General features: G+C 67.4%; 26 protein-coding genes. 15 read left to right on the top strand and 11 right to left on the bottom strand.

Annotated elements, in window-relative coordinates:
* Window positions 1-122 precede the first annotated feature (122 nt).
* On the top strand, window positions 123-2,105 hold the full coding sequence (locus RT655_RS07765; protein WP_313535909.1) for a S9 family peptidase: 1,983 nt from the start codon (window positions 123-125) through the stop codon (window positions 2,103-2,105).
* Between the two features lie 105 nt (window positions 2,106-2,210).
* On the opposite strand, the gene rpsD is transcribed toward RT655_RS07765, so the two are convergent.
* The 3 genes from rpsD to queG form a co-directional block, all read right to left on the bottom strand.
* On the bottom strand, window positions 2,211-2,825 hold the full coding sequence (gene rpsD, locus RT655_RS07760) for a 30S ribosomal protein S4 (RefSeq protein ID WP_313535908.1): 615 nt from the start codon (window positions 2,823-2,825) through the stop codon (window positions 2,211-2,213).
* Window positions 2,826-3,022: 197 nt separating this feature from the next.
* Window positions 3,023-3,277: a hypothetical protein gene (locus RT655_RS07755; RefSeq protein ID WP_313535907.1), complete on the bottom strand. Its 255-nt coding sequence runs from the start codon at window positions 3,275-3,277 to the stop codon at window positions 3,023-3,025.
* Window positions 3,278-3,381: 104 nt separating this feature from the next.
* Window positions 3,382-4,524: a tRNA epoxyqueuosine(34) reductase QueG gene (gene queG / locus RT655_RS07750; RefSeq protein WP_313535906.1), complete on the bottom strand. Its 1,143-nt coding sequence runs from the start codon at window positions 4,522-4,524 to the stop codon at window positions 3,382-3,384.
* Between the two features lie 42 nt (window positions 4,525-4,566).
* Between queG and RT655_RS07745 the strand changes: the two genes are divergently transcribed.
* Window positions 4,567-5,493 (top strand): ATP-binding cassette domain-containing protein, encoded by a 927-nt coding sequence (locus RT655_RS07745; protein ID WP_313535904.1) that lies wholly within the window; start codon window positions 4,567-4,569, stop codon window positions 5,491-5,493.
* Entirely contained in the window at window positions 5,490-6,698 is a 1,209-nt protein-coding gene (locus RT655_RS07740; protein WP_313535903.1) for an ABC transporter permease, read from the top strand. The genes RT655_RS07745 and RT655_RS07740 overlap by 4 nt, the downstream gene beginning before the upstream one ends.
* A gap of 188 nt (window positions 6,699-6,886) precedes the next feature.
* Here RT655_RS07740 and RT655_RS07735 read toward each other — a convergent pair whose 3' ends face one another.
* Complete coding sequence (locus tag RT655_RS07735; protein ID WP_313535902.1) at window positions 6,887-7,150, bottom strand: hypothetical protein; 264 nt, start codon at window positions 7,148-7,150, stop codon at window positions 6,887-6,889.
* Window positions 7,151-7,203: 53 nt separating this feature from the next.
* Here RT655_RS07735 and rpiB point away from each other — a divergent pair, with 53 nt between their 5' ends.
* From rpiB to RT655_RS07705, 6 genes are all read left to right on the top strand, one after another.
* Complete coding sequence (gene rpiB / locus RT655_RS07730; RefSeq protein WP_313535901.1) at window positions 7,204-7,656, top strand: ribose 5-phosphate isomerase B; 453 nt, start codon at window positions 7,204-7,206, stop codon at window positions 7,654-7,656.
* Window positions 7,653-8,960 carry a serine hydroxymethyltransferase gene (gene glyA / locus RT655_RS07725; RefSeq protein ID WP_313535900.1) on the top strand — a complete coding sequence of 436 codons (1,308 nt, stop codon included), beginning with the start codon at window positions 7,653-7,655 and terminating at the stop codon, window positions 8,958-8,960. Before rpiB ends, glyA begins: the two co-directional genes overlap by 4 nt.
* A complete protein-coding gene (nrdR, locus tag RT655_RS07720; RefSeq protein WP_064311935.1) occupies window positions 8,961-9,422 on the top strand; it encodes a transcriptional regulator NrdR in 462 nt (153 codons plus the stop codon). It abuts the gene before it with no gap.
* The gene (locus RT655_RS07715; RefSeq protein WP_313535899.1) at window positions 9,419-10,141 is read left to right on the top strand and encodes an RNA methyltransferase; all 723 of its coding nucleotides are present in this window, start codon (window positions 9,419-9,421) and stop codon (window positions 10,139-10,141) included. The genes nrdR and RT655_RS07715 overlap by 4 nt, the downstream gene beginning before the upstream one ends.
* Before the next feature lie 186 nt (window positions 10,142-10,327).
* Window positions 10,328-10,567 carry a hypothetical protein gene (locus tag RT655_RS07710; RefSeq protein WP_313535898.1) on the top strand — a complete coding sequence of 80 codons (240 nt, stop codon included), beginning with the start codon at window positions 10,328-10,330 and terminating at the stop codon, window positions 10,565-10,567.
* Window positions 10,568-10,669: 102 nt separating this feature from the next.
* Entirely contained in the window at window positions 10,670-11,554 is an 885-nt protein-coding gene (locus RT655_RS07705; RefSeq protein WP_313535897.1) for a DUF3829 domain-containing protein, read from the top strand.
* Window positions 11,555-11,629: 75 nt separating this feature from the next.
* Here the strand turns inward: RT655_RS07705 and RT655_RS07700 are convergent, their stop codons facing one another.
* Window positions 11,630-13,354: a DEAD/DEAH box helicase gene (locus RT655_RS07700; RefSeq protein ID WP_313535896.1), complete on the bottom strand. Its 1,725-nt coding sequence runs from the start codon at window positions 13,352-13,354 to the stop codon at window positions 11,630-11,632.
* A 68-nt stretch (window positions 13,355-13,422) separates the two neighbouring features.
* A complete protein-coding gene (locus RT655_RS07695) occupies window positions 13,423-13,602 on the bottom strand; it encodes a hypothetical protein (RefSeq protein WP_217644171.1) in 180 nt (59 codons plus the stop codon).
* A 144-nt stretch (window positions 13,603-13,746) separates the two neighbouring features.
* Here RT655_RS07695 and RT655_RS07690 point away from each other — a divergent pair, with 144 nt between their 5' ends.
* The 4 genes from RT655_RS07690 (at window position 13,747) to RT655_RS07675 (ending at window position 17,384) form a co-directional block, all read left to right on the top strand.
* On the top strand, window positions 13,747-13,959 hold the full coding sequence (locus tag RT655_RS07690) for a hypothetical protein (protein ID WP_066720093.1): 213 nt from the start codon (window positions 13,747-13,749) through the stop codon (window positions 13,957-13,959).
* Between the two features lie 132 nt (window positions 13,960-14,091).
* Window positions 14,092-14,559 carry a DUF1203 domain-containing protein gene (locus RT655_RS07685; RefSeq protein ID WP_313535895.1) on the top strand — a complete coding sequence of 156 codons (468 nt, stop codon included), beginning with the start codon at window positions 14,092-14,094 and terminating at the stop codon, window positions 14,557-14,559.
* A gap of 61 nt (window positions 14,560-14,620) precedes the next feature.
* On the top strand, window positions 14,621-16,393 hold the full coding sequence (locus RT655_RS07680) for an SLC13 family permease (RefSeq protein WP_313535894.1): 1,773 nt from the start codon (window positions 14,621-14,623) through the stop codon (window positions 16,391-16,393).
* Window positions 16,394-16,406: 13 nt separating this feature from the next.
* Window positions 16,407-17,384, top strand: a complete 978-nt coding sequence (locus RT655_RS07675) for a quinone oxidoreductase (protein ID WP_313535893.1) — start codon at window positions 16,407-16,409, stop codon at window positions 17,382-17,384.
* 146 nt (window positions 17,385-17,530) lie between these two features.
* Here the strand turns inward: RT655_RS07675 and RT655_RS07670 are convergent, their stop codons facing one another.
* The gene (locus RT655_RS07670; protein WP_313535891.1) at window positions 17,531-17,917 is read right to left on the bottom strand and encodes a hypothetical protein; all 387 of its coding nucleotides are present in this window, start codon (window positions 17,915-17,917) and stop codon (window positions 17,531-17,533) included.
* Between the two features lie 73 nt (window positions 17,918-17,990).
* Here RT655_RS07670 and RT655_RS07665 point away from each other — a divergent pair, with 73 nt between their 5' ends.
* Window positions 17,991-18,989, top strand: coding sequence for an adenosine kinase (locus RT655_RS07665; RefSeq protein ID WP_313535890.1), 999 nt, complete (start codon window positions 17,991-17,993; stop codon window positions 18,987-18,989).
* A 67-nt stretch (window positions 18,990-19,056) separates the two neighbouring features.
* Here the strand turns inward: RT655_RS07665 and RT655_RS07660 are convergent, their stop codons facing one another.
* From RT655_RS07660 to RT655_RS07650, 3 genes are all read right to left on the bottom strand, one after another.
* Window positions 19,057-20,583 (bottom strand): amino acid permease, encoded by a 1,527-nt coding sequence (locus RT655_RS07660; protein ID WP_313535889.1) that lies wholly within the window; start codon window positions 20,581-20,583, stop codon window positions 19,057-19,059.
* Window positions 20,584-20,712: 129 nt separating this feature from the next.
* Window positions 20,713-21,090: a histidine triad nucleotide-binding protein gene (locus RT655_RS07655; protein WP_313535888.1), complete on the bottom strand. Its 378-nt coding sequence runs from the start codon at window positions 21,088-21,090 to the stop codon at window positions 20,713-20,715.
* 172 nt (window positions 21,091-21,262) lie between these two features.
* Window positions 21,263-21,580 carry a phosphoribosyl-ATP diphosphatase gene (locus RT655_RS07650; protein ID WP_313535887.1) on the bottom strand — a complete coding sequence of 106 codons (318 nt, stop codon included), beginning with the start codon at window positions 21,578-21,580 and terminating at the stop codon, window positions 21,263-21,265.
* A 108-nt stretch (window positions 21,581-21,688) separates the two neighbouring features.
* Between RT655_RS07650 and RT655_RS07645 the strand changes: the two genes are divergently transcribed.
* Window positions 21,689-22,090 carry a YbaN family protein gene (locus RT655_RS07645; RefSeq protein ID WP_409530263.1) on the top strand — a complete coding sequence of 134 codons (402 nt, stop codon included), beginning with the start codon at window positions 21,689-21,691 and terminating at the stop codon, window positions 22,088-22,090.
* Window positions 22,091-22,115: 25 nt separating this feature from the next.
* Here the strand turns inward: RT655_RS07645 and RT655_RS07640 are convergent, their stop codons facing one another.
* Window positions 22,116-22,397: a hypothetical protein gene (locus RT655_RS07640; protein ID WP_313535884.1), complete on the bottom strand. Its 282-nt coding sequence runs from the start codon at window positions 22,395-22,397 to the stop codon at window positions 22,116-22,118.
* Between the last annotated feature and the right edge of the window lie 7 nt (window positions 22,398-22,404).

Genomic DNA, 22,404 nt, shown 5'->3' with positions numbered 1-22,404 from the left:
CCATCGGTTCGGATCGCACGAGCCTGTCAGGTCCCGTGGGACAAGGCAATGCGCAGCATCGCCAACGCGTGTTGCGAAAAATTGCCGCCGTTCTAGGGTCGGGGAATCAATATGGGGGGACTATGAAAACGATGGTTCGTGCGCTGCTCCTGGCCAGCGCGCTACTGCCTGCCGTCGCGATGGCGCAGAGCAAGGATGCCGCAAAGTTCGGCGCACGCGAGCATATTCAGCAGATCAGCCTGTCGCCCGACGGTAGCCGCGTGGCGATGGTCGAGCCCGTAACCGGGCGGGGCAGTGCGCTGGTGGTGGCGGACGTCACGTCGGGCGCCACCAAGGTAGTGCTGCGGTCCTCCGGCGCGCCCGATCGGCTGCAGGATTGCCATTGGGCCAGCGACACGCGCATCCTCTGCAATGTCTACCTGATCGAGCAGGCCGTCCAGAAACTGCCGTTCACCCGCATGCTGACGCTGAATGCCGATGGCACCGACCTGAAGGTGCTCAGCTCGCGACAGAGCAGCAACGCGCTGGGGATCATGCAGTTCGGCGGCACCGTCGTCGATTGGGGACCGGACGGATCCAACGGCTCGGTGCTGATGACCCGCGACTTCGTTCCCGAATATTCGACCGGCACCAACCTTGCCAAAACCGACGACGGGCGCGGCGTGGAACTGGTGGATGCGACCACGCTGCGTCGCAAGACGGTGGAGAGCGCTCGGAAGGGGGCGCTGGAATTTATCAGCGATGGGCACGGTACCGTGCGCGTGATGGGCGTCGAAACCGCCAACGCCACCGGCATGCGCACCGGCCACATCATCTATAGCTACCGCACGCCCGGCAGCCGGGACTGGAAACGGCTCGCCGAGCTCACCGAAACGCCGACCGGTAGCGTCGGATTCGATCCCTATGCCGTCGATCGCGACCTGAACGTCGTGTACGGCTTTGCGAGCGAGGGCGGCCGGTCGGCGCTGTACAGCATCGCGCTCGACGGCACGCTTACCCGCAAGCTGGTGTTCGACAATGCCAGCGTCGATGTCGACGGGCTCGTGCGGATCGGGCGTCAGCGCCGCGTCGTCGGCGTCAGCTATGCGACCGACAAGCGGGTAACCGAATTCTTTGATCCCGAACTGAAGAAGCTGCGCACGGCACTGGCCAAGGTGCTGCCGGGCAAGCCGCTGGTCACCTTCGTCGATGCCAGCGCCGATGAATCCAAGTTGCTGCTGTTCGCGAGCGGCGACAGCGATGCGGGGACCTATTATCTGTACGACAAGAAGACGCACAGTTTGGGCGAGGTGTTGGCATCGCGGCCGCAGCTGGCGGACGAGAAGCTGGCCAGCGTGCGGCCGATCACCTTCCCCGCGGCGGACGGAACGCTGATCCCCGGCTATCTGACGCTGCCGGCGGGAAGCGACGGCAAGGGGCTGCCCGCGATCGTGATGCCGCATGGCGGCCCGGGCGCGCGGGACGAATGGGGCTTCGACTGGCTTGCGCAATTCTTCGCGGCGCGGGGCTATGCGGTGCTCCAGCCCAATTATCGCGGTTCCACCGGCTATGGCGACGCCTGGTATCAGAAGAACGGCTTCCAATCCTGGCGTACTGCGATCGGAGACGTGAACGATGGCGGGCGCTGGCTGCTGAAGCAGGGGATCGCGGCGCCCGGCAAGCTGGGTATCGTCGGCTGGTCCTATGGCGGCTATGCGGCGCTGCAGACCTCGGTGCTCGATCCCGATCTGTTCAAGGCAATCGTCGCGATCGCGCCGGTCACCGATCTGGAGGCGCTGCGCACCGAAGCATCGGGCTATACCCATTACGCGCTGGTGGATGCCTTTATCGGCCATGGCGCGCATGTCCGGGCGGGCTCGCCCGCGCAGAATGCCGATCGCATCAAGGCGCCGGTGCTGCTGTTCCACGGCGATCAGGATCTGAACGTCGGCGTGGGCGAATCGCGCCTGATGGCGTCGCGGCTGCGCGGGGCGGGCAAGCAAGTGGACTATGTCGAGTTCAAGGGGCTCGACCATCAGCTCGAGGACGATACGGTCCGCACCCAGATGCTGGACAAGAGCGACGGCTTCCTGCGCACGTCGCTCGGCCTTCCGGCCAAGCCCTGACCACCTGGTGGGGATGCGCGAACGCGTGTCCCCACCGAACGCGAGCAACGAAAAAGGGCGGCCCCGAAGGACCGCCCCGTTTCTCGTTTCCCGAAGGAAGCCGAATTAGCGCGAGTAGAACTCGACGACCAGGTTCGGTTCCATCTTCACCGGGTACGGCACTTCGTCGAGCGTCGGCACGCGGGTGAAGGTGATCTTCGCCGCGCCGTCCGGTGCGACATAGTCGGGGATGTCGCGCTCGGCGAGGCTCTGCGCCTCCATGACCAGCGCCATTTCCTGCGCCTTGCCGCTCAGGCTGATTTCCTGGCCCGGCTTGATGCGGCGCGAACCGATGTTGCACTTCTCGCCGTCGACGCGGACGTGACCGTGGTTGACCAGCTGGCGGGCCGCGAAGATCGTCGGAGCGAACTTGGCGCGGTAGACGATCATGTCGAGGCGCTGCTCGAGCAGGCCGATCAGGTTCTGACCGGTGTCGCCCTTCATCTTCGAGGCGTCTTCGTACGAGCGCTTGAACTGCTTCTCGGTGATGTCGCCGTAATAGCCCTTGAGCTTCTGCTTGGCGCGCAGCTGGATGCCGAAGTCCGACATCTTGCCCTTACGGCGCTGGCCGTGCTGACCCGGGCCGTACTCGCGCTTGTTCACCGGGGACTTCGGACGACCCCAGATGTTCTCGCCCATGCGGCGATCGAGCTTATGCTTGGCGCTGGAGCGCTTCGACATATAAAATCCTTTACCAATTGCTGTGACGTTGACCCGGGCGGCAAGCCGTCCTGATCGCGATCCCGGTTTCGCCTGTGCTTCTCTTGAAGGAAAAGCGCAGGGCCACCGCTTCACCGGGGTGCGGGGCCAATTGCGAAGGGGCGCGCCTAGCGGGGTGGGCGTGCGGAGTCAAGCTGCCACCCCCGCGCTTGCGGCATTCAGCCGCCGATGGGGCGGTTCTGCAGTGCCCGCGAGGCGTTGGGGTCTTCCCGGTTGTCGATCACGCGCCATTCGGCACGGCTGTGGCATTCGCGCTTGCCCATGGTCGAACCGGTGACCTGAATGCGGCGGCACACCGGCTTTTCGACTGCCGATGCGGCAGCCTGGGGTGTCGCGGTCGGTGCGGGCGTGGTCTGCGCTGCCAGCGCCGGCGACGCAACCAGGCAGCAAAGGACGGCATGAATCACACGCATAACTTGTCTCCCCCGTGGAGCACACGAGCTACCGCGTTTCCGCATGTGCGCAAACACAAGAATTGCGAAGAAACGGCCATACATTGGTATAAACGCGCGAGTGATCAGCCTGGGATGGGGTCGTCAAATCCCTCCCATTCCGCGCGTGCGAGGGGATCTCCCTCCGTTTCCGCCCGCGCTGCACGCTCTACCTTCCAGCGCGCCGGCGCCAGCCGCGCAAGCGCCCATATGGCGGCGCCACGCACCACCGCTGCCGGATCTTCGAGCAGCGCCACCACCGGTCCAATCAGATCCGCGCTCCCGCTATTCCCTGCGGCGATCAGGCAGTTGCGCATCATTCGGTCGCGTCCGATGCGCTTGATTGGGGAGCCGGCGAAGACTTCGCGGAAGCCGGCGTCATCGAGCGCCAGCAGATCGGCAAGATAGGGGACGGTCAGCTCGGCGCGTGGGTGGAAGGCGAGGTTCGCCTGGGCGGCGGCGGCGAACTTGTTCCAGGGGCACACCGCCAGGCAATCGTCGCAACCATAGATGCGGTTGCCGATGCCTTCGCGCAACGCACGCGGAATCGGCCCCTTGTTCTCGATGGTGAGGTAGGAGACGCAGCGGCGGGCGTCGATCCGATAGGGCGCGGGGAAGGCGCCCGTCGGGCAGGCGGTCTGGCAGGCATCGCAGCTGCCGCAGCCGCCGCCGCTGGGGCCGTCGGAGGCGAGGTCGAGCGTGGTGTAGATCGCGCCGAGGAACAGCCAGCTGCCATGGCTGCGGCTGACCAGATTGGTGTGCTTGCCCTGCCAGCCGAGCCCGGCGGCCTCGGACAGCGGCTTTTCCATCACCGGCGCGGTATCGACGAAGACCTTCACATCGGCGCCAGGCGCCTCGGCGACCAGCCAGCGGGCGAGCTCCTTCAGTCGGCGCTTGACCACGTCATGATAGTCAGCGCCCTGCGCATAGACCGAGATGCGCCCGACTTCGCCTTCGCCCGCCAGCGCCAGCGGATCGGTGGCGGGGGCATAGCTCATCCCCAGCGCGATCACCGAACGCACCTCGGGCCACAAGCCCCTCGGGGTGCCGCGCTGCTCGGCGCGCTCCTCCATCCACAGCATCTCGCCATGCGCGCCTTCGTCCAGCCATTGGCGCAGCCGCTCGGCGGTGCGCGGCGCGGCGTCGGCATGCGCGACGCCGCAGGCCGCGAAGCCGATCTCCGCCGCTTTCGCCTTCAGCCGTTCTTCGATGGACTTGTCTTGCCGCACCCGCACCCGCTACCACGTTGCGATTGCTAGGGGGAGGCATCGTTGCAGCAACTCGCCGTCAGTGCCTCCGGGCTGGTCAAGCGTTTCGGAGACCGGCGTGCCGTCGACGGCGTCGGCATCGCGGTGCCCAAGGGCCTTATCTACGGGGTGCTCGGCCCCAATGGCGCGGGCAAGACCACGACCTTACGGATGTTGCTCGGCATCATCGAGCCCGACGAAGGCGAGCGCGCCCTGCTCGGCAGCCGCCACCCGCGCGCCATGAGCGACCAGGTCGGCTATCTGCCCGAGGAGCGCGGGCTCTATCCCAATATGAAGTGTCGCGAGGCGATCGCGTTCATGGGCGCGCTGCGCGGGCTGCCCTGGGCGACGGGGCGCAAGCGGGCAGGGGAGTTGCTCGAAAGCGCGGGGCTGGGCCATGCCGCCGACGACAAGATCCGCAAGCTCTCGAAAGGCATGGCGCAGCTGGTGCAACTGCTCGGATCGGTGGTGCACGAACCCGAGCTGCTGGTGCTCGACGAACCCTTTTCGGGGCTCGATCCCGTAAACCAGGAGCGGCTGGAGCTACTGATCCGCGGCCAGCGCGATCGCGGCGCCACCATCCTCTTCTCCACCCATGTGATGGCGCATGCCGAACGGCTGTGCGAGCGCATCTCGGTGATCGCGGGCGGCAAGGTGCGGTTCGAGGGCACCGTCGACGAGGCTCGTGCGCTGCTGCCGCTCCGCGCCCGCTACACGCCGCATCATGATGCCGACGCGATCGGGGAAATGCTGCCCGCCGATGCGGTGCGCGAGGAGGGCAGCTGGCGCTTCACCGTGCCCGATGGCGGCATCGAGGCGCTGCTCGTCCGGCTGATTGAGGCGGGGCACGGCATCTCCGGCCTGTCGATCGAGCGGCCGGGGCTGCACGATGCCTTTGTCCGCATCGTCGGCACCGAGGCGCTCGCCGATCAGCCGGAGACGATCGCATGATGCCGCGTTTCCTCCGCCAGGCGCTGACCATCGGCCGCCGCGACCTCACCGCGACGGTGATGACGCCCACCTTCCTGCTCTTCCTCTTGAGCCCGCTGCTGATGATCGGCTTCGGCATCATCGGCGGGCTGAGCGGCCAGGCCGCGGGCGCCGCCGGCGAGGCCCGGCAGATGCTCGTGGCGATCGTGCCGGTCGGCCAGCAGGACGGCCTGCGCGCCGCCGACCGCGAACTGCGCAGCGTGTTCACGCGCGACTCCGCCCGGCCGAAGCTGCAGCTGCAAGATCCGCAAGCGGATATGGCGCGGCAGGCGCGGGCGCTGTTCGATTCCGATGCGATCGAGGCGGCGGCGGTGCTCTACGGGCCGCTCGATCATCCCACGGTGCTGCGCCGCGCCGGTGCCGAGGCGGAGGGGCGCTATCTCGCCGCACTCGCCACCCAGACGCTGCGCGCCGAGCACGCGCCGGGCATCCGCAGCACCGCTCGCTTCGAGACCATCGCCGTGCAGGCGCCAACCGTCAGCGGGCGCGGGCAGGCGGCCTATTTCTCCACCTTCGCCATCTTCCTGGTCACGCTGATGCTGTCGGGCCAGGCGGTGGGGGCGATGGCCGAGGAGCGCTCGAACAAGGTGATCGAGATCCTCGCCGCCGCGGTGCCGCTGGAAAGCGTGTTCTTCGGCAAGCTGCTCGGCGCGTTCGGTTCGGCGCTGCTGTTCGTCGCCTTCTGGGGCACGCTGGTCGCCAATTTGCCCAACCTGATGCCCGCGGGCATGGCGGCTGGACTGTCGGATCTGAGCGTGGCGGTGGGGCCGGTCTTCCCGCTGCTGCTGATCGGCTATTTCGTGATGGCCTATCTGCTGCAGAGCGCGGTGTTCCTCGGCGTGGGCTCGCTCGCTTCCACCCAGCGCGAGATCCAGATGCTGTCGCTGCCGATCACGATCTTCCAGTTCGCGATGTTCGGCATGGCGTCCTACGCTGCGGGCAATCCCGAGAGCTGGGTGGCGATCGCGGCCGAGATCGTGCCGTTCAGTTCGCCCATGGCGATGGCCGCCCGCGCGGCGAATGCGCCCGAGCTCTGGCCGCACGCGCTCGCCTTTGCCTGGCAGGGGCTTTGGGTGGCGATCACGCTGACCATCGCGGCGCGGCTGTTCCGGCGCGGGGTGCTCAAGTCGGGAAGCCCGAAGCGGGGGAAGAAGGCGGCGGCGTAGCACTGACCTCCTCCCCCTTGACGGGGGAGGATAGCGTAGCTTGGCAGCTTGCTGCCTAGCGAAGCTTGGAGAGGGTGAGCGGTTGCGTCGCAACCGCGCGATTTGCGGTGCAAATCGCCCCCCTCTCCCTCCCACTGCCTTCGGCAGCGGGCCCCTCCCTCCCCCGCGAGGGGGGAGGGGAAGGAACCTTAATGCGTCGCGTTGTCGATCGCGTCACCCGTGCGGTCCACGCCGTTCGCCAGTGCATCGCCGGTATCGTCCGCGCCTTCGCGGATCGCTCGGCCGGCGGTTTCGGCGCGGTTCTCGATCCGGTCGCCCAGCCGGTCGGCCGCATTGGCCAGCGAGTCGCCGGTGCGATCCAGCGAATTGCCGACGCGGTCCTCGGTGCTCGGCGAACAGGCGGCGAGGCCCAGTGCGAGCGCGGGCAACAGAACGGACAGAGTCTTCGGCATATGGTCTCCTGGGTGTCTAGCCAGCGGGCGCACACGCGCGTAGAGGGCGCGCCATGCAACATCGCATCGCCCTCGCCTCGGATCACGCCGCCTTCGCCATGAAGGCAGAACTCGCCGATTGGTTGCGTGGCCTGGGGCATGACGTGCTCGATCTGGGCACCAACGGTCCCGAGAGCGTCGACTATCCGGACTATGGCTACCGGCTCGGCAAGTCGATCGAGACCGGGGAGGCGACCTTCGGAATCGCGCTGTGCGGATCGGGCATTGGCATCTCGATCGCGGTCAACCGCAACCCTGCCGCGCGCTGCGCGCTCGTCTCCGAGCCGCTCTCCGCCGGCCTTGCGCGCGAGCATAACGATGCCAATGTCATCGCGCTCGGCGCGCGGATGATCGGCATCGAGATGGCCAAGGCGTGCATCATCCAGTTTCTCGAAACGGCTTTCCTCGGCGACCGGCACGTCCGCCGCGTGGAGAAGCTGCGCAACCCCGAAAGGAGCCCCGCATGAGCACCAACCCCGTTACGGCAGGCCTTCAGCCGGATGGCTTCTTCACCAAAACCCTCAGCGAAGTCGATCCCGCGGTGTTCGCCGGCGTCGAGCATGAGCTGGACCGCGAGCAGCACCAGATCGAGCTGATCGCCAGCGAGAACATCGTCTCCAAGGCGGTGCTCGAGGCGCAGGGCTCGGTGTTCACCAACAAGTACGCCGAGGGCTATCCCGGCAAGCGCTATTACCAGGGCTGCCACCCGTCCGACGAGGTGGAGCAGCTGGCGATCGATCGCGCCAAGCAGCTGTTCGACTGCGGCTTCGCCAATGTCCAGCCGCACTCGGGCGCGCAGGCCAACGGCGCGGTGATGCTGGCGCTGACAAAGCCCGGCGACACCATCCTCGGCCTCAGCCTCGATGCCGGCGGCCACCTGACCCACGGCGCCCGCGCAGCGATGAGCGGCAAGTGGTTCAATGCGGTCCAGTACGGCGTGCGCCCCGACGATCACCTGATCGACTATGACCAGGTCGCCGCGCTCGCCCGCGAGCACAAGCCGAAGCTGATCATCACCGGCGGCTCGGCCTATCCGCGCCACATCGATTTCGCCCGCTTCCGCGCGATCGCGGACGAGGTCGGCGCGATGTTCATGGTCGACATGGCGCACTTCGCCGGCCTGGTCGCCGGCGGCGTCCACCCGACGCCGTTCGGCCATGCCCATGTCGTCACCACCACCACGCACAAGACGCTGCGTGGCCCGCGCGGCGGCATGATCCTGACCAATGACGAGGCGATCGCCAAGAAGATCAACTCGGCGGTGTTCCCGGGCCTGCAGGGCGGCCCGCTGATGCACGTGATCGCCGCCAAGGCAGTCGCGTTCGGCGAGGCGCTGCGCCCCGAATTCAAGAGCTATGCCGCGGCCGTGGTCGAGAACGCCAAGGTGCTGGCGGCGACGCTGAAGGAGCGCGGTGCCAACCTCGTCTCTGGCGGCACCGACACGCATCTCGCGCTGGTCGACCTCACCCCGCTGGGCGTGACCGGCAAGGACGCCGACGAGGCGCTGGAGCGCGCGGCGATCACCTGCAACAAGAATGGCATTCCCAACGATCCGCTGCCGCCGATGAAGACCAGCGGCATCCGCGTCGGCTCGCCGGCGGGCACCACCCGCGGCTTCGGCACGGCTGAGTTCCGCGAGATCGGCAACATGGTCGCCGACGTGCTCGACGGCCTGCGCAACAAGGGCGAGGCAGGCGACGCCGCGGTCGAGGCCGATGTGAAGGCCCGCGTCCGCGCGCTGTGCGAACGCTTCCCGATCTACGGCGGCTAAGTGCGCTGCCCCTTCTGTTCCAATGAAGCCAGCCAGGTAAAGGATAGCCGCCCCACCGACGACGGGGCGGCGATCCGCAGGCGCCGGCAGTGCGAGGCGTGCGGGGCGCGCTTCACGACCTTCGAGCGTATCCAGCTGCGCGATCTGACGGTCGTGAAAAGCGGAGACCGGCGCGAGCCGTTCGAGCGCGAGAAGCTGATGCGCTCGGTGTCCACCGCGTGCCGCAAGCGGCCGATCCAGCCCGCCCAGATCGAGCGGCTGGTCTCGGGCATTCAGCGCCAACTGGAAACGACGGGCGAGAGCGAAATTCCCTCCCAGCGCATCGGCGAGCTGGTGATGGAGGCGCTCAAGGGCCTGGATTCGGTGGCCTATATCCGCTTCGCCAGCGTGTATAAGGATTTCCGCGAGGCGAAGGATTTCGAGGAATTCGCCGGTAACGTCAGCGAGGTCGGCAAAAGTTGAATTCCCCCGTCATCGTGCTCGTCCGCCCGCAGCTGGGCGAGAATATCGGCAAGGCCGCGCGCGCCATGCTCAACTTCGGGCTGGTCGAGATGCGGCTTGTTTCGCCGCGTGACGGCTGGCCGAACCCTTCGGCAGGTCCTGCGGCGAGCGGCGCCGACATCGTGCTCGAAAAGGCGCAGGTGTTCGAGAGCGTTGCCGATGCGGTGGCGGACTGCACCCATGTCTATGCCACCACGGTGCGCAAGCGCGGCGTGACCAAGCCGGTGGTGACGCCGGAAGTCGCCGCGCGCGAGATCCACGGCGCGCCGACGCGCAGCGCGATCCTGTTCGGGCCCGAGCGCTCGGGGCTGGAGACGGACGATGTGGCGCTCGCCCGCACGATCGTCACCGTCCCGATCAATCCCGAGTTCGGCTCGCTGAACCTCGCCCAGGCGGTGATCCTGGTCGCCTATGAATGGTCTAAGCATGTCGGGCTGGAGAGCCCGCCGCTGGTCGATCTGGAGCCGCCGGCGTCGCAGGAGGAACTGGACGGCATGATCGGCCAGCTCGATTCGATGCTGGAGGATTCGGGCTATTTCTTCCCGCCTGCTCGCGTGCCCTCGACCAAGCGCACGCTGCGCACGCTGCTGACCAAGCCGCGCTGGTCGAGCCAGGAACTGCGTACGCTGCGCGGCGTACTGTCCGCGCTGGATGGCAGGAAGCGCCACCGAGCGGAGTAGGGGCGCAGCCCTCGATGGCCGGCGGGATGCTGCAGAGGCGCCGTATGCGTTTGCGCCGGATTGCGCGCAGCGTTTCCGGCGAAAGTGTCCTCCACCGCCGCTGATCTGCAATCCATCACATATATGCTTGAAACGGGTCGGTATTGCCGCCACCGGAAAGCCCTTCGTCACAACAAGGGGTCTTAGGTGGCTAAAATATTTCAAGTTCTTTGCGTCATACTCGTTACCGGCGCGATCATGTTCGGCGGGCGCTGGTATATGTACGTTGCCCGCGCAGCCAGCCCCTATGACGAGGTCGGGATCGCGCTGAACGGCTATGCGCCGAAGCCGATGCGCAGTTGGGGCTGCCACAAGCTACAGGAACGCTTTCCGGGCCAGTTGCCGCCCGCGGGCTGTGCTGGACCGGACGGTCGGCGCTGGATCTGACGTTCCCTCGATCGAGACCTCCCTTTCATGCCAGCGGGGCGCACAGCGCTGTCTCACCGTGCCCGCGCGGCCGAACTTTCCCCCTATCAAACCGGAAACGCCATGACATTTTCGAAAACTGCCGCCCTGTTGATCGGCGTCGCCAGCCTGGGGCTGAGCGGATGCGACAAGATTTCCGGATCCCGCGGCGCGGATCAGAACAGCACCGCTGCCGGCATCGCCGGCGCCTCGACGCAGCTCGATGCCTATATCAGTGCGCATAATCGGCTGATCGGTACGTTCGGCTTCTACGACAAGGCGACCAAGTATCGCGAAGCCGATGTCGCCCATGCCTCCACCAATGGCCAGTTCCTCGTGGACGCCGGGTGGATCGACAAGGGCATCGACGAACTGAAGCAGGCGCGCGCTCTGGCCGGCGCGCCCGCCGACCTCAACGCCGCTACGGACGCCCTGATCGGGTCGATGACCAAGGTCCAGAAACATCTGGCGGAGCTCGCCCCTTATTATTCCAGCAAGGCCTATCTGGACGACAATCTGGCGCGCGGGCGTAAGGAAGATGCGCAGATGCTTGCCGAGATCGACGCGGCGGATGCAGATCTCAAGCGGTTCAGCGACATGATCGATCGTGAGTCGATCAAGCGCGATACGGCGACGCTCGAGAAACTGAAGGCCGAGGGGAAGCTGCTCGAGTATAATCGGCGGCTGGCGATGTTCCATGCCAATGCGCTGATAACGCGGTTCACGGCCTCCAAGGCGCCGGATGCAGCGCTAGTGCAACGCGCCGACGCAGACCTGGCGGTCATCGAGCCTGCAATCGCCGCCGCGCGGGCCGAAGCAACCAAGGCTGGCGAAAAGGAGCCGCCGGAGTTGCATTTCCTGTCGTCGATGCTCGGCAGCTACCGGTCGTTCAAGCGGGACCACCGCGCGTTCAACGCCGAGATGATGCTGGAAAGCTATAACCATGCGGTGGAAGCCGCCAACCGATAACCAAGCTGGTCAGTTTCGATCGAACTCCGGCTGACGCAGCGCCCCCGCCCGCACGGAGCGGTGGCGCTGCGGATATCAGCGCGCGCGCGGCGGGCCCTTGCGGAAGCCCCCGGGCTTGCCATTGGCGTTGCTGCGGTTCGCCGGCGGACCGCGACGCGCCGGACCATCCGAACGCGCGCCGGGCTCGGGCGCATCGGTCGCACGCTCGATGCGGATGCCGTCGTCATCGTCGCCCGCGGTGCGCGCGAACTTGTCGACCGCGGCCGAGAACTTCGCCGCCAGCGGCGCCGGGATCTGGAAGTGCGTCTCGTTCGCCGCGATGCGGATCGCGCCGACTTCGTTGCGGGTGATGTGCCCGCGGCGGCAGATCAGCGGCAGGATCCAGCGCGGATCGGCGTTCTGGCGACGGCCGATGTCCATGCGGAACCACACGGTGTCGTCAAAGCCGGGGCGATGGCGCTCCTGCTGCGCGGCGCGGCGCGCTTCCGGAGTCGCCTCGATCAGCTCTTCCGGCTCGGGCAGCTGCGAGCGGTGCGCGCGGACCAGCGCGGCAGCGATCTCGGCCGGGGTCTTCTCGGCGAGCAGGCGCTCGGCGAGGGCCACGTCTTCCTCGTCCGTCTCGATCGGCTGAAGCAGCGCCGCGATCAGGCGTTCGCGATCCGCGGCGCGGATCTGCTCGGGCGTCGGTGCCTCGATCCACACCGCCGGGATGCGCGCGCCGTGCAGCATCTGCTCGACGCGGCGGCGGCGCGGATAGGGGACGATCAGGACCGCGGTGCCCTTCTTGCCCGCGCGGCCGGTACGGCCCGAACGGTGCTGCAGCGTCTCGGCATCGCGCGGCAGTTCCACGTGCACGACCAGGGTCAGCGTCGGCAGATCGATGCCGCGCGCGGCGACGTCGGTCGCGACGCAGACACGGGCGCGGCGGTCGCGCAGCGCCTGCAGCGCATGGTTGCGCTCGGACTGCGAATGCTCGCCGGAGAGGGCGACGGCCGCGAAACCGCGCTCCATCAGGCTGGCGTGGAGGTGGCGGACATTGTCGCGCGTCGCGCAGAACAGGATCGCCGTCTCCGCCTCGTGCAGGCGCAGCAGGTTGATCACGACATGCTCGATATCCGCCGGGGCGACGGTCACCGCCTGGTAGCTGATGTCGCCGTGGCCGCGATCATCGCTCTTGGTGGTGATCTGGAAGGCGTTGCGCTGGTAGCGCTTGGCGAGCGCCACGATCGGGCGCGGCATCGTCGCCGAGAAGAGCAGCGTGCGGCGGCCTTCGGGCGTCGCGTCAAGGATCGCTTCCAGCTCTTCGCGGAAGCCCATGTCGAGCATCTCGTCGGCCTCGTCGAGCACCGCGACACGCAGGCTGGACAGGTCGAGCGCGCCGCGCTCGAGGTGGTCGCGCAGACGGCCCGGCGTGCCGACGACGATGTGCGCGCCGTGGTTGAGCGTGCGACGCTCCTTGGAAGCGTCCATGCCGCCGACGCAGGTGGCGATGCGGGCCCCTGCCGGGCTGTACAGCCAGATCAGCTCGCGGCTGACCTGCAGCGCCAGTTCGCGCGTCGGCGCGATGATGAGGGCGAGCGGCGCGCCGGCGGGCGGCAGCATCTCTTCGCCGGCGAGCAGTTCGGGCGCCATGGCGAGGCCGAAAGCGACCGTCTTGCCCGAGCCCGTCTGGGCGGAGACGATGAGGTCGCGGCCCGCGGCCTGGTCTTCCAGGACGGCGGACTGGACCGGAGTCAGCGTGGAATAGCCACGCTGTTCCAGCGCCTCGGCGAGGCGCGTCGGTAGATTTTGAATAGACATTGAGACCCTAAAATTGGGGCTACGCGCGGCGCACCGCAAGCCCGATACAGTGTTGCAGGCGCGCCCCTCTAACCTCGCGCGCGATCGATCAGCCAGACGGCGAGCGTGAGGGCGAACCCCACCGCCAGCCCGGCCAGCAATCCCACCGTCGCTTCTCCGCGTAGGGCCCCGGCCACTGCGCCGACGAGAATACTCGCCGTCAACAGGAAGCCGCCGGCCATCGGCGTGCGCGAAGGGGTGGACTGCATGGTGCCCCTTGCCACGAATCTGCGCGAAGCGCCAGCCTTAGCCATGGTTTCCGGATCGTTCACCAGCATCGTCCACCGGAGCGGAAGGGAAACCGGTGTATCAGGCCGGCACGGACCGGGGGCTGCCCCAGTGTTGGAGTTGCAATGGACGTCTACCCCTATCTGAGCGATCGCGACGAAGTGCACGACGCGGCCGATCTGATTCGGCGCTTCGGCCATGCCGCCTGCGGCGAGGCCGCCGCGCGTGCCGAGGCGAGCCGGGATCTCGGCAATGTCGTCCACTTCTGCCGCTGGCGCCAGATCGAACGGCTGGTGGTGCTGCTGTCCGTACCCAAGGTGCTGGGCACGGTGCACTGAGCGTCCGCTGACTCCGGCCGCCGCGGCTGACTTCTAGGCGCGGCGGAAGTGTTCAAGCCGTTTTAAGCGCAGAGACCGGGACGTGCCGATTTTCCGGCAACGCTATGCCGCTCCCCAAGCAAGGAGACGGGCATGGCATTTCGCGTTCTAGGCATCGATCCGGCATCGTTCGAGCATCTCGTCGGTCTTTCCGAGGAGGCGCTGGCCGGGCTGGGTATCCGTCGCTACACCGTCGACGCAAAGCCCGGCTTTCCCGACCGCATCGAAGTGCGGGACCTCGAGCTGGGGGAGACGGTGCTGCTGCTCAACTATGAACACCAGCCCGCGGCTACGCCCTATCGCGCCACCCACGCAATCTTCATCGGCGAACAATCGCGCACGCGGCTGGACATGATCGACTCGCTGCCGGAGGCGATCCGCATCCGATCGATTTCGCTGCGCGCCTTCGATGCCGCGGGCGAGATGGTTGACGCCGATCTCGCCGATGGCGCTGCGCTGGAGCCGCTGATCCTGCGCTTCCTCGCGCGCCCTGACGTGGCCTATCTCCACGCGCATTATGCCAAGCGTGGCTGTTATGCCGCGCGGGTTGAGCGGACGTAGCGGCGGGACCCAAGACCTCCGGCCCGCGTTAGCTTCCTCGCACTCCTTCCGCGAGGTACGCTTGACCACACCGCAGATCCTGTCGCTTGTCGTGCTTGCCGGCATGATGCTGCTTTTCGTGTGGGGCAAGCTGCGTTACGACATGGTGGCGGTGCTGGCGTTGCTCGCGGCGCTAGCGGTGGGGGTGGTGAAGCCCAAGGAGGCCTTCACCGGTTTCTCCGACGACATCGTGATCATCGTTGCCTCGGCCCTCGTCCTCTCCGCCGCCGTGCAGCGCTCGGGCGTGATCGAGCGGGCGATGCTGCTGCTCCAGCGGCGGGTGACGCGGGTGCGCTCGCAATTGCTGCTGCTCAGCGCCAGCGTCGGCTTCGCCTCGGCGCTGGTCAAGAATATCGGCGCGCTGGCGATGATGATGCCGGTCGCCTTCCAGATGGCCAAGCGCTCCAAGGCCTCGCCCGCCACCTTCTTGATGCCGATGTCGTTCGCCTCGCTGCTCGGCGGGCTGATCACGCTGATCGGCACCTCGCCCAACATCATCGTCAGCCGCGTGCGCGAGGAGATGACCGGCCAGCCCTTCGGCATGTTCGACTATGCCCCGGTGGGGCTGGGGCTGACGCTGGTCGGGCTGGTCTTCCTGCGCTTCGCCTATCGGCTGATCCCGCGCGATCGCCGCGCCGCGCCAACGCTGGGCGAAGCGATGGACATCGAGGACTATGTCACCGAGGCGACGATCCCCGAAGGATCGGAAGCGGCCGGCGAAACGGTCGCCGAATTCCGCGAACGCCACGACCATGCGGTGGCGGTGACTACCATTCTGCGCGGCGGCATTCGCAGTACGCCCTTCCCGGACAACCGCCTGTGCCCCGAGGATGTGCTGATCCTCGCGGGCGCTCCAGATGATCTCGAACGCGTCATCGCCACCGATGCGCTCGTGCTCGAGGGGCAGGACCGCCCCCAGCCCGACGGCAACACCGGCGAAGTCGGCGTGATCGAAGCGGTGATCGGGACCGACTCCACGCTGATCGGCCGCACCGCCGGGCGGCTGGGCCTGCACGAGCGCTTCGGCGTGAACCTGATTGCGGTGTCGCGCCAGGGCGAGCGGCTGTCCACGCGGCTGGGTGACATCGAGCTGCGCGCGGGCGACGTGATCGTGCTGCAAGGCCCGCTCGACTTGCTGTTCGAGCGGCTGGGCGAACTGGGCTGCCTGCCGCTCGCACAGCGCGAGCTGCGGCTCGGCAGCGCGCGCAAAGGGCTGCTGCCGCTCGCCATCCTCGGCGTGGCGATGGCGGCGACGGCGACCGGCTATGTGCCCGTGGCAGTGGCGTTCTTCGCAGCGGCGGGGCTCACCATCCTGCTCGGAGCCCTGCCGGTGCGCGAGGCGTACGAGCATATCGAATGGCCGATCCTGGTGATGCTCGGCGCGCTAATCCCGGTCAGCGATTCGCTGCGTACCACCGGCGCCAGCAAAGTGATCGGCGACCAGCTCGGCCATATCGCCGCGACGCTGCCGCCCTGGGGCGCGGTCGCGATGATCCTGGCGGCGGCGATGGCGGTGACGCCCTTCCTCAACAACGCCGCGACGGTGCTGGTGATGGCGCCGATCGCCGCCACCTTCGCGGGCGAGCTCGGCTATCGGCCCGAGGCGTTCCTGATGGCGACCGCGGTGGGCGCGGGCTGCGACTTCCTCACACCGATCGGCCACCAGTGCAACACGCTGGTGATGGGGCCGGGCGGCTACAGGTTCGGCGACTATGCGCGGCTCGGGGCGCCGCTGTCGCTGCTGGTCTTGATCGTCGGCACGCTACTGATCATGGCCGTGTGGCCGGTGCATTGAGGATGGAGTTTCGATGGAACAGATGATTCGCTTCGAGCAGACCGGCGGTCCCGATGTGCTGCAATGGGTCGAGGTCGACCTGCCCGCGCCCGGCCCCGGCGAGGTGCGGCTGCGGACGCAAGCGGCGGGGCTCAACTTCATCGACGTCTACCACCGCACCGGCGTCTATCCGGCGCAGCTGCCCTCGGGCATCGGTGTCGAAGGCGCGGGCGTGATCGAAGCGGTGGGAGAGGGCGTCACCGGCTTCGCGGTCGGTGATCGGGCGGCGACCTTCGGGCCGGCGCTTGGCTCCTATGCGACGGCGCGCAACCTCAAGGCCGAGACCCTGTTCAAGCTGCCGGACGACATCAGCAGTGAGACCGCCGCCGCGGTGCTGCTCAAGGGCTGCACGGTCGAATTCATGGTCGAGCGCGCCGCCAAGGTGCAGGCGGGCATGACGGTGCTGGTGCACAGCGCGGCGGGCGGAGTCGGCCAGATCGCGGTCGGCTGGCTGAAGGGCATCGGCGCGACGGTGATCGGCACGGTCGGCCACGAAGCCAAGGTCGAAAAGGCGAAGGCAGTCGGCTGCGACCACGTGCTGCTGTCGCGCGGGCAGGAGGATGTCGCCGCGCGCGTGCGCGAGATCACCGGCGGCGCAGGCGTGTCGGTGGTGTTCGACGGGATCGGCAAGGCGACCTGGGAAGCCTCGCTGGGATCGACGGCGCGGCGCGGGCTGATCCTCAGCTATGGCAATGCCAGCGGTTCGGTGGAGGGGGTGAAGCTTGCCACGCTCAACCAGCATGGCTCGCTGTTCGTTACCCGGCCCAAGCTGTTCGATTATTATGTCACGCTCGAGGAGCGGCAGGCGGGCGCCGCGCGGCTGTTCGAGATGCTGAAAAAGGGCACGGTGAAGCCGGAGATCGGCCAGCGTTTCGCGCTGCGGGACGCGGCGGAGGCGCACCGTGCGATCGAGGGCGGGCACACGACCGGATCGACGATCCTGCTGCCGTAAACGGAGCGGCGCCGCTCCAGTCTGCGCTCCCCTTCCGCTTGCGGGAGGGGACGGGGGAGGGGCTGAGATCGAGCAGCGCTTCTTCCACATCAGTCCTTCCCCCAGCCCCTCCCGCAAGCGGGAGGGGAGCTTTGGCGGGAAGGGAGTTACTTCCGCTTCCCCAGCGCCGCGACGCAGCTCGCCTGGTCGAGCGGGCTGCCATTGCGTTGCCGCGCGTCCACCCAGGTCACCGCCGGCGCGCCGTTGCCATGCTCGGGCGGATAGAGATAGGCGTCGAGCACGCAGATCGGCCCCACGAACTGCAGCTTGCGGCCCTTGCCCTCGGTCACGTCCAGCCGCGGCTGGCCGAAGCGCGCGAGCAACTGCGGCGCGGTGAGCCCGCGGATCGGCGCAAGGTTCGCCGGCTGCTCGGGCACGCGCCCCGGCACCGGCAGCGGCGCGGCCGGCCGCGCAGTCGGCACCGTGCCCGAACAGGCGGCGAGCAGCAGCGCCGAAAAGGGCACCGAAGACTTGGCAAGACGGACAGCGTTCAAACGGTTTTCCCTTGGTTGCACTTGTATCTGCCTCTCTCTAGGGCGACGCCCATTGCAATTGGAGCCCTGAACCTTGACCAACCCCAGCTACGACGTGGTCGCGATCGGCAATGCCATCGTCGACATCCTCGCCCAGGCCGACGACGCCTTCATCGAATCGATCGGCGTCCCCAAGGGCTCGATGCAGCTGATGTTCTCGCCCGAAGAGGCCGATGCGCTCTACGCCAAGATGGGCCCGGGGCGCGAGGTTTCCGGCGGTTCGGCGGCGAACACCGTGGCGGGTATCGCCGCGCTCGGCGGCAAGACGGCGTTCATCGGCCAGGTGGCGGACGACCAGATCGGCGAAGTCTTTGCGCACGACATCCGCGCCGCAGGCGTGCATTTCGACACCGCGGTGCGCCCCGGCCAGCCGACCTCCGCGCGCTGCCTGATCTTCGTGACGCCGGACGGCCAGCGCACGATGAACACCTTCCTCGGCGCCTCGCAGTTCCTCCCCGCAGCCGCGCTCGACGAGCAGCTGATTGCGAACGGCGCGATCCTCTATCTCGAAGGCTATCTGTGGGATCCGGAAGAGCCGCGCGCCGCGATGCGCAAGGCGATCGACATCGCCCGTGCCGCCGGCCGCAAGGTCGCCTTCACCCTCTCCGACGTGTTCTGCATCTCGCGCCACGGCGACGATTTCCGCAAGCTGATCGAGGATGGGCTGATCGACATCCTGTTCGCCAACGAGGCCGAACTGCTCGCCTTGTGCGCGCATGAGGATTTCGAAGCGGCGGTGCAGCACATCCATGGAAAGGTGCCGCTACTCGTCGTCACCCGCAGCGAGAAGGGGGCGATGGCGCTCCAGGGCGACGAGCGGATCGAAGTTCCCGCCGAACCGATCAGCGCGCTGGTCGACACCACCGGCGCGGGCGACATGTTCGCCGCCGGCTTCCTGCATGGCCAGGCGCAGGGCAAGGGCCTGAAGGAATCGCTCCAGCTCGGCGCGATCTGCGCGGCAGAGATCATCCAGCATTACGGCGCGCGCGCCGAGAAGGATCTGAAGGCGCTCGCCGCCGCGAAGATCGGCTGAGGCTTCCCGCTTTGTCCAAAGAAGAAGGGCCGGAGGATCGCTCCTCCGGCCCTTTCTTTTTGCCCGATCAGCGGGTGCCGGGCACCGGCGGCTCCAGATCCTCATAGGCGTCCGGGGCGTCGCGGTCGTCGATCCCGCGGCCGACATGGCTGCGCGAACGGCTGTAGCTGTAGTAGACTACCAGGCCGACCGCGGCCCAGCCGAAGAACAGCATGATCGTCGGGCCCGACAGGCTGACGAACAGATAGAGGCAGCCTGCGATCGCGATCGGCGCCGTCACCATGATCGCCGGCGTGCGGAACGGGCGGTGGCGGGTCGGGTCGGTCCGGCGCAGCACCAGCACCGCGATCGACACCGCGGCGAAGGCGAACAGCGTGCCCGAGTTGGACACGTCCGCCAGCAGGCCCACCGGGAAGAAGGCCGCGAACATCGACACGAAGATGCCGGTGAGGATGGTGATGACGTGCGGCGTGTGGAACTTCGGGTGCACGCGCGAGAAGAAGGCGGGCAGCAGGCCGTCGCGGCTCATCACGAAGAAGATGCGGGTCTGGCCGAACATCATCATCAGGATGACCGAGGGCAGCGCGATGATCGCGGCCGCACCTACCAGCCAGCCCAGGAATGGATGGCCGATCGAGCGCAGCGTCCAGGCCAAGGCTTCCTTGGAGCAGACCACCGCCTGTTCGGTCAGCGCAGCGCAGGCCTGCGAAAGTGCCGGCGTTCCCGGCGAGAGCACTTCGCCCGCAGGGCCATGCACCGGCTGCGCGCCGACGGTGCCGATCACGCCCGAGGCGACCAGCATGTAGAAGATGGTGCAAATCGCCAGGCTGCCGATCAGGCCGATCGGCATGTTGCGTTGCGGGTTCTTGGTCTCTTCGGCGGCGGTCGAAACCGCGTCGAAGCCGACATAGGCGAAGAAGATCGAGGCGGCGGCACCCGAGATGCCGGCAAAGCCGAGCGGCGCGAACGGCGTGAACTGGCCGGTCTTCAGCACCGGCAGCGTGACCACCACGAACATCGCCAGCGCGAGAATCTTGATGCCGACCAGCACCGCGTTGACCGTGGCGCTTTCCTTGGTGCCCTTCACCAGCAGCGCGGTGACGATCGCCGCGACGGCCATCGCCGGCAGGTTGATCATACCGCCGTCGAACGGCCCGCGGATCAGCTGCAGCGGCACGACGATGCCGAAATTATTCTGGATGAAGCCCATCATATAGCCGGACCAGCCGACCGAGACGGCCCCCGCTGCAATCGCATATTCGAGGATCAGCGCCCAGCCGACCATCCAGGCGACCAGCTCGCCCATCACCGCATAGCTGTACGTGTAGGCAGAGCCCGAAACCGGCACCATCGCCGCCATCTCGGCATAGCAGAGCGCCGCGACGGCGCAGACGAACCCGGCGATGACGAACGAGACCATCATGCCCGGCCCGGCCTTCTGGGCCGCCTCGGCGGTCAGCACGAAGATGCCGGTGCCGATCACCGCGCCGATGCCCAGCATGGTCAGCTGGAAGGCCCCCAGCGAGCGGTGGAGCGATTTCTTTTCGGCTGTAGCGAGAATGGCATCGAGAGGCTTTACGCGCCCGAATATCATTGCGTGATCCCCATATGCGGCGAGCGTCGCGCCGCCCCCAATTGGTAAAGGCGCGAGCCTAACCCCAAACGCGCCCCGTGCAATCCCTTACCGCGTACGAACGCGAAACAATGTTGCGTCTCGGCGCAATTACCGCGCGAGCATCGGCCCGAGCGGCTGACCCGCGAAGAGATGGACGTGGAGGTGTGGCACTTCCTGCCCGGCGTCGAGGCCGGTATTGGCGAGCAGCCGGTAGCCGGGCTCAACGAACCCGCCGTCGCGGGCGACCTTGCCGATCGCGCGGACAAAGCCGGCGATCTCGGCCTCGGAGGCGCGGGCCGAGAAATCGTCCCAGCTCACATAGGCGCCCTTGGGGATCACCAGGATATGATGCGGCGCCTGGGGGGCGATGTCGTGGAAGGCGAGGGCGTGGTCGTCTTCGTACACCGTCTTCGCGGGGATCTCGCGGCGCAGGATCCTGGCGAAGATGTTCTGGTCGTCATAGGGCTGGGTAGGGTCGATCGGCATTGATGGGCTCCGTCACAAGATCCTCCCCTGCAAGGGGAGGTGGCGCGCGCAGCGCGACGGAGGGGTGTAACCGCTTGGATTGCAGTCCCCCAACCTCAGCGGGGACACCCCTCCGTCAGGCCTGCGGCCTGCCACCTCCCCTTACAGGGGAGGATCGAGGGGAGGGAAGTGCCTAGGCCCCCCGCGCCGCCTTTTCGGCGATGCCGGACGCCCCCTCGCGCCGCGCCAGCTCGGCGCGGACGTCGTCGAGGCTTAGCCCCATGTCCGCCAGCAGCACGAGCAGGTGGAAGAGCAGGTCCGCCGATTCCTTCACGACCTCCGCGCGATCGTCCTGGATCGCGGCGATCACCGCCTCGGTGGCTTCCTCGCCCAGCTTCTGCGCGATCTTGGCGCGGCCGCGGGCGGTGAGCTTGGCAACATAGCTGGTCGAAGGGTCGCCGGTGCGGCGATCGCGGATGGTCTGTTCGAGCGTGTCGAGAAGGTCGGCCATGGTTTCCGGCTGCGGGAGCCGTGCGGCGCTGTCAATCCTGGGGCGCGGGATTGCGGGGCTTCCCTTATGGTAGCTGCGAGCGATTCGCGGCAGCAGGGCAGGATGACGATGGTGCAGGAGCGCGAATCGGGGGCAGGGCAGGGGCGGCTCTCGCGACCCTTGTGGCTGGTGCTGGGGCTCGTGTTCGTGGCGCTGGGCTTTATCGGCGCGCTGCTGCCGCTGATGCCGACGACGATCTTCCTGATCCTCGCCGCCGGTTGCTTCGCCCGCTCCTCGCCGCAGCTGGAGGCCTGGCTGCTCGACCATCCGCGATTCGGGCCCACGCTGGTCGCCTGGCGCCAACAGGGCGCGATCCCGCGCAAGGGCAAGGCGATGGCATGTGCGGGCATGGCGCTCGGCTACGGTCTGTTCGCCTGGGGTGCGCGGCCGGGGCCTTGGCTGGCGGCCGGGGTAGCGGCGGCGATGCTGGGATGCGCCTGGTATGTGCTGAGCCGGCCGACGGCGGTGTAGCCGGGGTATGTCAGGGATTGGGTGGTTAGCTGCCAATCTGCTTAGGGGCTTTCGTTCTTGAAGCAGACCGTCCATTCCAGCGACGACCGATGATGATCAACACCACTGGTGTGATGTAGAAAAACGCTGCGATGGCCGCCCAAAGCGCGATTCCCTCAGGCGTGCTTTCGTCATTAAACTTGGGCCACAGAGGAAGCTCTAAAAGGAAGGCGCTAAGCAAGCAGATCGGAATTGCTGTTGCCAGCCAAACGGCGGTAGTCAGCCGGAAAAGCCAAATTTTCATCTGCGAAGGGCCGTTGGTCACCACGGCAGAA

Origin of the sequence: Sphingomonas sp., assembly GCF_032114135.1 — a bacterium.
Lineage (GTDB): Bacteria > Pseudomonadota > Alphaproteobacteria > Sphingomonadales > Sphingomonadaceae > Sphingomonas.
Note: the sequence above shows the minus strand (reverse complement) of the source record. Positions and strands in the feature narration are given on the sequence as shown.